Source organism: Candidatus Eisenbacteria bacterium (genome assembly GCA_030017955.1).
GTDB lineage: Bacteria > Eisenbacteria > RBG-16-71-46 > JASEGR01 > JASEGR01 > JASEGR01.
Map to the genome: position 1 here is coordinate 1 of JASEGR010000096.1, position 9,574 is coordinate 9,574.

The 9,574-nt window shown below is 53.3% G+C and carries 6 protein-coding genes; all 6 read left to right on the forward strand.

The genetic code is table 11. The features are described from left to right. On the forward strand, nucleotides 1-353 hold a 353-nt coding region (locus QME66_11755; protein ID MDI6809639.1), incomplete at its 5' end, for a PDDEXK nuclease domain-containing protein. Between the two features lie 59 nt (nucleotides 354-412). Then, nucleotides 413-1,696, forward strand: coding sequence for a restriction endonuclease subunit S (locus QME66_11760; GenBank protein MDI6809640.1), 1,284 nt, complete (start codon nucleotides 413-415; stop codon nucleotides 1,694-1,696). 111 nt (nucleotides 1,697-1,807) lie between these two features. Beyond that, on the forward strand, nucleotides 1,808-2,191 hold the full coding sequence (locus QME66_11765) for a four helix bundle suffix domain-containing protein (GenBank protein ID MDI6809641.1): 384 nt from the start codon (nucleotides 1,808-1,810) through the stop codon (nucleotides 2,189-2,191). Beyond that, nucleotides 2,188-5,328, forward strand: a complete 3,141-nt coding sequence (locus QME66_11770; GenBank protein MDI6809642.1) for a type I restriction endonuclease subunit R — start codon at nucleotides 2,188-2,190, stop codon at nucleotides 5,326-5,328. The genes QME66_11765 and QME66_11770 overlap by 4 nt, the downstream gene beginning before the upstream one ends. Before the next feature lie 110 nt (nucleotides 5,329-5,438). Then, nucleotides 5,439-8,597, forward strand: a complete 3,159-nt coding sequence (locus QME66_11775) for an SNF2-related protein (GenBank protein ID MDI6809643.1) — start codon at nucleotides 5,439-5,441, stop codon at nucleotides 8,595-8,597. 7 nt (nucleotides 8,598-8,604) lie between these two features. Beyond that, the coding region (locus tag QME66_11780; protein MDI6809644.1) for a hypothetical protein at nucleotides 8,605-9,574 on the forward strand (970 nt) is incomplete at its 3' end.

A 9,574-nucleotide genomic window follows, 5' to 3' on the forward strand; every position in this document is an offset into this window, starting at 1 on the left:
GACAGAAGCGTATTCTCATCGGTAAAACCCATGGCTTTGTCGATTTGGTTTTCTACCATCGGGTTATTAAGTGTCATGTTTTAGTAGAATTAAAGTTGGATGAATTCAAACATGAATACATCGGCCAGATTAACACTTACGTGACGTGGTACCGCAAAAACATGATGAGCGATGGCGATAACCCGCCTGTTGGCCTTCTGCTCTGCACCCAGAAAGACCATGTTCTTGTTGAGTACGCCCTTGCAGGGATGGACAACAAACTGTTCGTCTCCAAGTACCAACTCGAACTCCCCAAGAAAGAGCAAATCCAGCGTTTCCTCGAGGAAAAGGTCAAAGAGGTCGGCAATAGGTGATCATGGCAGAATGGACAAGATGTAAAATGCAATCGAAACAAAGCCGAAGGAGTTGAGGTATGGGGGGTGAGTGGGACACCGCAACAATCGATGAAGTCGCCGAAAGGGTCGCGATGGGGCCGTTTGGTTCTTCGATTAAAGTCGAGACATTTGTAGCGCAGGGCGTGCCTGTCATTAGTGGTCAACACCTTCACGGTTTCAGGCTTGATGAGACATCCGGATTCAACTTCCTGAGCCCAGAACACGCAAATCGCCTTAAGAACGCTAATGTGCAAAAAGGCGACATTATTTTCACTCACGCTGGTAACATTGGACAGGTTTCGTACATTCCAGAAAGCTCGGAATACGAACGTTATGTCATTTCTCAGCGCCAGTTCTATATGCGATGTAACCGTCAACGTGTAATACCTGAGTTTGTCGTTTACTATTTCAATACACCTGAGGGCAGGCACAAGCTCCTTGCTAATACGTCTCAGGTCGGCGTTCCATCAATCGCTCAGCCGGTGACATATCTGCGTACGATTGAGATTCCACTGCCGCCCCTCCCCGAACAACGTGCCATTGCCCACATCCTCGGCACATTGGACGACAAGATCGAACTGAACCGGCGGATGAATGATACATTGGAGGCTATCGCACAACCAATCTTTAAGTCGTGGTTTGTAAACTTCGATCCCGTCCGCGCTAAAATGGAGGGCCACTGGAAAAAAGGCGAAAACCTACCCTGCCTCCCCGCCCGCCTGTGGGACCTCTTCCCTGACAGCTTCGAGGATTCGGAGTTGGGAGATATTCCGAGAGGGTGGAAGGTCCAACGACTTGGAGACATTATCGAGCTTGCATATGGCAAGGCGCTCAAGGAAGAAAACCGCCGTGTCGGGTCGATCCCGGTTTTTGGTTCAAACGGTCAGGTCGGTTGGCACGATCAGAAACTTGTCGATGGTCCCGGGATCATCGTGGGGCGGAAGGGTAACCCAGGCATTGTAACCTGGGCGCCAACGGACTTTTTCGCAATAGACACAACGTTCTACGTCGTACCGAAAAACGAATGCGGAAGCCTCCACTTTCTTTATTACGCGCTTCTTGGGCATGACCTGGCTTCACTCGGAGCGGACTCCGCGGTACCTGGGTTGAACCGCAATCTCGCATATATGAACTTGCAGGTCTCGCCCCAATCTAACGTGATAGAAGGATTCGACAGACAAGTTAAGCCGCTATTTGATAAGACCTACGCAAACAAACGTGAATCCCGTACACTCGCCGCCCTGCGCGACACACTGATGCCCAAGCTCATCACTGGCGAGCTGCGGTTGAAGGATGCGGAAAAGATTGTGGGGAAAAGCTGATGAACAAAGACCGTGATTTGATCCCGCCGCACGGCGGGTACCGTAAGCTGCGCAGCTTTCAGTGCGCGCAGTTGCGTGCAGAATCACGCCTTCGGCGTGACCGAGGGCAGCATGGCGTCCGCCACATCGAAGAAGACCGAACTCAAACTCACCGGCGTGGCCAGGGCCAGCCTTGAGGAATTGCTACTGGACTATGAGGACTTCTTGCGCCAGCGTGGATTGCGCCTCTGGAACAAGGACTCGCCGGAGGCGCTGGCGGTGAGGGGGAAGTACAAGTCAGACCCGTCGGACAGGTCTGACCTGTCCGACGGGTCTGACCCCTACTGCATTGCCTCGTCTTCGCCAGAGGTGGCAGCGAACACAATCATCTGCCTGATTAATCAGGCGAGTTATTTGTTGGGGCGGCAGTTACAGAAACTCGAACAACAATTTCTTAATGAAGGTGGTTTCACGGAGCGCCTTTACCGCGAGCGGCAGCAGAGAAAAAGGTCATGAGACAATTCACCGAATCTACCGTGGAAGATGCCGCCCTCGCTTGGCTGGAGAGCCTTGGCTGGGTCGTGAAACATGGGCCTCACATTGGGCCCGGGGAGCTCTGGGCGGAACGGGCTGACTATGATCAGGTGGTTCTGGGAGACCGCCTGCGTCAGGGGCTCGCACGCCTCAACCCGCAGCTTCCGGCTGAGGCCCTCGAAGATGCATTCCGCAAGATCATCCGGCCTGAAGGACCGACACTGGAGGCGCGCAACCGCGCCTTCCATCGTTTGCTGATTGATGGGGTGACGGTCGAATACAAGCGTCCCGATGGGACCATAGCGGGCGCACAAGCTCGACTTGTCGATTTCGAAGACCCTGATAATAACGACTGGCTTGCCGTCAACCAGTTCACCGTTAGCGAAAACAAGCATACCCGTCGGCCTGACGTAGTGTTATTCATTAACGGCCTCCCGATTGTGATCATCGAACTCAAGAACCCTGCCGACGAGAACGCCACCATCTGGACAGCCTTTCAACAGCTTCAGACTTACATGAGTGAGTTGCCAAGTCTCTTCAGCTTCAATGAGATGCTTGTCGTCTCCGATGGTATGGAAGCACGCATAGGCACGCTTACGGCAGGTCGGGAGTGGTTCAAGCCCTGGAGGACGATCTCAGGTGAGTCATTGGCCGATCCCCACTTGCCCGAGCTGCAGGTCGTGTTAGAAGGAATTTTAGAGAAGCGGCGGTTCCTTGATCTGCTTCGCGATTTCATTGTATTCGAGGATTCTGGTGGTGCGCTCGTTAAGAAATTGGCCGGCTACCATCAGTTCCATGCTGTAAAAATAGCGGCGGAGGAAACTCTGCGTGCTGCGCGATTACGCGAGGAGGCCCGTCGGGTTGCGGAACCACCGGGCGGTTATGAGACAAGGCCTGAACACGGTGGCAAACCCGGAGATCGAAGGATTGGCGTCGTCTGGCATACGCAGGGATCAGGGAAGAGCCTGACCATGGCTTTCTATGCTGGCCGCATCATCCGCCAGCCGGAGATGGCGAACCCGACCATCGTTGTTCTCACAGATCGCAACGACCTTGACGATCAACTCTTTGGGACCTTCTCGCGATGCCAGGAACTATTGCGCCAACCTCCGGCACAGGCGGAGAACCGGGCTGACTTGCGCGAGAAGCTGCGTGTTGAAGCTGGAGGTGTCATCTTCACAACAATTCAGAAGTTTCTCCCCGAGGAAAAAGGCGATCACCTCCCCGCGCTCTCCGAAAGGCGAAACATTGTCGTGATCGCCGACGAAGCCCACCGCAGTCAGTATGATTTCATTGACGGCTATGCACGGCACATGCGGGATGCGCTGCCGAATGCCTCCTTTATCGGATTCACCGGCACACCAATTGAGTTTACGGATAAGAATACCCGGGCAGTGTTTGGAGACTATATCAGCATTTACGATATCCAGCGTGCGGTAGACGATGGAGCGACGGTTCCCATCTATTACGAGGGCAGGCTGGCGAAGCTTGAGCTGGATGAGTCCCAGAGGCCAAAAATTGACCCGGATTTTGAGGAAGTCACCGAGGGTGAGGAGATCGAGCGGAAGGAAAAACTTAAGACGAAGTGGGCACAGCTTGAGAAAATTGTCGGGGCCGAGAAGCGGCTGAAAGTTGTTGCTCAAGACATTGTCTCGCACTTCGAAGAGCGGCTTGAGGCAATGGAAGGAAAAGCCCTGATCGTCTGTATGAGCCGGCGTATCTGTATGGATTTACATGATGAGATCGTGAAGCTCCAACCGTTATGGTTTGACGTAGGGGACGACAAAGGAGCAATCAAGGTTGTCATGACAGGGAATGCGTCGGAAGGCCCGCGAGTGGCCCAGCACGCCCGCAACAAGCAACGCCGCGAGATGCTTGCCAACCGGTTTCGTGATCCGAAAGACCCGCTTAAGATGGTGATGGTGCGCGACATGTGGCTTACGGGCTTTGACGCCCCGTCACTGCACACGATGTATGTCGACAAACCAATGCGCGGGCATGGCCTGATGCAGGCAATTGCCCGTGTCAATCGTGTGTTCCACGATAAGCCTGGCGGGCTTGTCGTGGACTATCTCGGGTTGGCACACGAACTCAAACAGGCTCTCGCCACTTACACCGAGAGCGGAGGAACCGGGAAGACTGCAATCGACCAGGAGGAAGCAGTTGCGCTCATGCTTGAGAAGTATGAAATCTGTTACGGCCTGTTCCACGGCTTTAACTGGTCCAAGTGGGTTTCCGGTTCTCCAGAGGAACGCGTGTCAGTCCTTCCACCGGCACAGGAGCACATCCTTGCACAGGTAGAAGGAAAGGAACGCTTCCAACGGGCGGTGCAGGAATTATCCCAGGCGTTCGCCTTAGCGGTTCCACATGAAGAGGCTCTAAACATCCGCAACGATGTCGGCTTCTTTCAGGCCGTTCGTGCCGTACTGTCAAAACGCGCGCCAAGTGAAATGAGGCCTGAGGAGGAGCTCGATCACGCGATCCGGCAGATCGTATCCCGGGCTGTCGCTCCTGAAGGGGTTGTTGATATCTTCTCGGCCGCAGGCCTCAAAAGACCTGACATTTCGATTCTCTCCGATGAGTTCCTTGCTGAGGTCCGCTCAATGCCCCAGCGTAATCTGGCCGTAGAGCTTCTCAGAAAGCTCCTTGCTGGAGAGATTCGGGCTCGCGGGCGTAAGAACGTAGTCCAGGCTCGATCATTCGCCGAGATGCTGGAGCAGGCGATCCGGCGTTACCAAAACCGGGCGATCGAGGCCGCACAGGTGATAGAGGAATTAATTGCACTTGCAAAAGAGATGCGGCAGGCGGACACACGGAGCGAAGCGCTAAATTTGTCCGAGGAGGAGCTTGCCTTCTATGATGCACTGGAGACTAATGACAGTGCGGTGAAAGTGCTGGGGGACAACACCCTTCGTACTATTGCACGGGAGCTGGTTGCAACGGTGCGGAAGAATGTGACGATTGATTGGACCATGCGAGAAAATGTGCGCGCTCAGCTCCGCGTTATTGTGAAACGAATCTTAAGGAAGTACGGTTATCCGCCTGACAAACAGGAAAAAGCAACACAGACTGTCCTGGAGCAAGCGGAGGTGCTTTCGCAAGAATGGGTGAATGCATGAAGAATGAAGCTGGCAGTTGTAGTGCCAAACCTGCCCTCGGAGACACATGGCTTCTTTTAGAGAAAAGGACGGAATCCTAAGTAATCACGAATCCATTCTGAGCTGAGAATATGTGTCCTGATCCTACCAAGTGCGACATTCCTTTTTCACCTGGCGATTGGGTGATCGACCGGCACAATCCCGGCCAGCCAGGCCAATACACTGGCAAATGGCGCAAAGCAGGTCCGCACATTATGGTGCAGCTATTTTATCCCGGTGGCGGAACCAGTTATCGTCCGCTGTCTTCTCTGGATGCGATACCGCCTCCAGGCTCAATGGTCGAGCAGTTGCGAAGAGGGCATTTTGGTAAGGTCCGGGATCTTCAGCGTCTTATCACATATGAAAAGCTCAAAGGTACGCTTCATGAGGTAATCTACTCGATGGAAGCGGCACAGATCGATTTTTATCCCTATCAATTCAAACCTGTCCTAAAGTTCATCAACTCACCTACCGAGCGGCTGATTATCGCGGACGAGGTAGGTCTTGGCAAAACAATAGAGGCTGCCCTGATCTGGATGGAACTGCAGGCTCGCCGTCAGGCGCAAAGGCTGCTGGTGGTGTGCCCGAAGATCCTAGCCGAGAAGTGGCGGGAGGAACTTCGTACTAAGTTTATGTTTGACGCGCGAATCGTCGATTTCGTGGAGTTGCAGCGCGAAGTCTCCGATCTTAAGTCCAATGGGCCTGGACATCCTTTTATCTTAATAGCCACTTATACAGGACTTCGTCCTCCAAAAAATGAGGTGCGTCTACTAAAAGAGCATCCAGAGGAGGAACTTGGTGGTTCTGAAAAAACGGCGTTCCTGCGTGAGCTGCGTCACTGGTCATTGGGCTATGATCCTTTCGACATGGTAATTTTCGATGAAGCTCACTATATGAGAACTCCGGGGACAGCAACATTCCATCTCGGTGCGAGCCTGGCGATTGCTGCCAGCTCGGTTCTCTGTGTCTCTGCTACGCCGGTGAACAATAGTAATACCGATCTCCACAGTCTGCTCCGCCTTGTGGATGAGAGCTTTTTCGAGTCACATGGGATGTTCGAGGAATTGCTCCAAGCAAACCGTCCAGCTGTACAGGCAGGAAATGCTTTGGCACGCACCCCTATAGACATGGTCCTCCTAAAGCAGGCCGTTGTCGGGATGGGTTCAAGCCGGTTCATCAGCCAGTCACCCCTGTTCAGGCAGTTTCTTGAAACACTTGAACAACTCAATCCAGATGACAAAGCGCAGCTTTCAAGATGCCAGGACCTTGCTGAGAAGCTAAATCTTTTGGGGAGTTACGTGAACCGAACCCGGCGAGTCCAGGTGAAGGAAAACCGACCCATGCGGGACCCAGTGGTCCTGAGTGTTGAGTACTCCTCCGAGGAGATGTCCCTCTATAAAGCGATCCTTGGAATCGTCCGACGGAGATGCCGCCAGGACAGTCGACCCTTTCACGTTTTTCAGGTACTGGGCCTGCAATTGCGTGCCGCGAGCTGCCTGCCGGTGCTGGCGCAAGAGATCCGGGATGGGCGGTTTGGGGAAGTCCAGGACCTGTTTGATGAGGCTATGGGCGAAGAAGTTTTTGACGATCTCTTCAACGAGGACCAAAAAGAGGAGCTTGGCGTGTCAGAGATTAGTCGGCTCCTTGCCTATGACTTCGAAAAGAATGACAGCAAGTATTACCAACTGCGCCGGATGCTCGTTGAAGTGGTGCCTGACGAGAAGGTCATTGTCTTCGCTTACTACCGCCCCACGCTTAGTTATCTGAGACGCCGCTTGATGTCAGATGGAGTTAGCGTAACCGTAATCCACGGCGGCGTGCCGAACGAACAACGTTGGGAGGAGATCGACCGGTTCAAGGATCCGCGTGGCCCCAGGGTATTGCTTTCGTCCGAGGTTGGCAGCGAGGGGATCGACCTCCAGTTCTGCCGGGTGCTTGCCAATTACGACCTACCCTGGAACCCCATGCGAGTCGAGCAGCGGATCGGACGCATCGACCGCGTTGGACAGCAGGCAAAACGTATCTCCGTGGTCAACTTCAAGGTCAAGGATACTATTGAGGAGCGGCTCTACGATCGTCTGCATTCCAAGCTTGAACGCTTCGCCAACAGTCTCGGAGACCTCGAAGCCGTGATTGGCCGAGAGGTGCAACAGCTGACTGTGGAACTCCTAAGCAAAGAATTGACGGCAGGGGAGGAACTGCGGCTAATGGAGCAAACCGAGCGCGTGATTCACTCTCGGCTTCTGCAGATCCAGGCGCTCGAAGAATCAGAAGACGTGCTCATCGCCTTTTCTGATTACGTTCAACACAAGATCGAGGAGGACCGGGAGAAAGGCCGATATCTCCAGCCAGACGAACTGGAGGACTATCTAACCGATTTCTTTGAGCGAGAATTTCAGGGCTGTGAAGTCAATCACAACACACCCCTTGACGGCTGCCTCCGAATCCGGCTGATCCAAGAAGCCCGCTCATCGCTGGGGGATTTCATCGGCGGGGACCGATCTCTGAGTGCGCGTCCGCTCCGGCAACGCGAGTTCAGTATTACCTTCCGCCGGGAGGTGCTGCAACGTCTCCCACTCAACCAGCGATCCGGCATCTATTTCATCAACCATCTCTCTCCGTTAATCCGCTGGATCACAAAGGTTAACCACGACCGCGCGCACAGTTTTTTTAACCTGTCAGCAGTACGGATCAGCCATCCCGATTTGAAGCCTGGTGATTACTGCTACAGGATCGAGCGTTGGAAGCTGAAGGGTCTTTACGCGAAGGAAAGGCTTGCTTATGGAGTGCGGTCGCTTGCGGACTGTGCGAACTATCCACCGGAAGAATCTGAGGCCTTCATTCAGCACCTGCTTCGCAAAGGAGGCGACTGGGACTATGTGGATTGCGACCGAGAGGCTCTGTCCCATGCCCATGATGCATTGGAGGAAAGCTTGGCAGAGCAGTTTTCGTTAGCAGTGGAGGAGTTCCAGGCAGAGAACGATACTATCCACCAAATTAAGACTCAGCGTGTCCGGGCCATCTTCGACCGACGCATCACTGAACACGAGCAGCGCCTGGAGACCTTACGACAAAAAAGGGGCGATGATAGAATGATTCGCCCAGCAGAGGGCTTACTCCGAACTGCAAAGGAGAACAAGGAGCAGCGGCTTCGGGAACTAAATGAGAAATCCAAGGTCGACATGGAACAGTCGCCCGTGGCTGCTGGTGTCTTCCAGGTGATTGGGACGCCCGCAACACAGAACCAGTGAAAAATCCATGAGCAATTGGAAGGGTTTTCTTCAGAGACTTAAGGAAAAGCTCTTTGTAAAAAAGAGCGAGAAATACATAGCTACCTATTCTCCTCCGCAACAGGCGAAAACGGTTTCAGTGCCACAGGTTGAGGTTGGACGAAAAAGCAGTTCGGAGCGCGAGCCGTATTTCGTCCAGATCGGGTTTGATTTTGGGACTGCGTATTCCAAGTGTGTATGTCGAGACGTAATTACCAACAAGGCGTGGGTTTACCTGCCCGCTGGATCTGAACGCATGGAGCATCCCTTCCTAATCTCAAGTGTGTTATTGATGAGAAATGGAAAACTCAGCCACGTCGAAAATCCTGGGTCCGACTATCACGCGAACGGACTGTATCACCTGAAGCATGCGCTTGAAAAGGTCGCTCTACGTCAGTGGCATGATCCTGTGCTAGATCCATATCGGAATGCCCTCGGGGAATCGGACGTAAATCAATTGGCCGCATTCGTTCGCAACTGTGCTGTATATTTCCTGGCTGGTGCCTTCGGTGAGATCCGGGGACAGGTGAGACAACGACTTCCGAGCTTTGGCATGCGTGCGGATGACTATGTTGCGGTGAATCTCGCTGTCCCTGTGGCTGATGCCGAACGTCCAGAGGTGAATCGACTGTATAACCAGGTTCTTTTTGAGGCATGGGTTCTCATGGACGATCTCAACGGGCATCCGGTTGTCGATGTTGCAGAAGTCGAAAGGTTACTGACCAAGATCAGCGAGAAAGAGGACCTCACAGTTAAGGATGCATGCTTTATCTACCCCGAGGCTAGCGCCAATGTACAGGGTTTTGTCCGCTCCCGCGTTTCTAGTCCTGGAATTTACTTGTTTTCGGATACTGGGGCTGGGACAGTAGACCAAAGTGTTTTTATTTTTTTGCGAGACGATAATTGTGAACATCTCACTTATCTTCATGGCAATGTCCTGCCACTGGGATCCAGTTTCA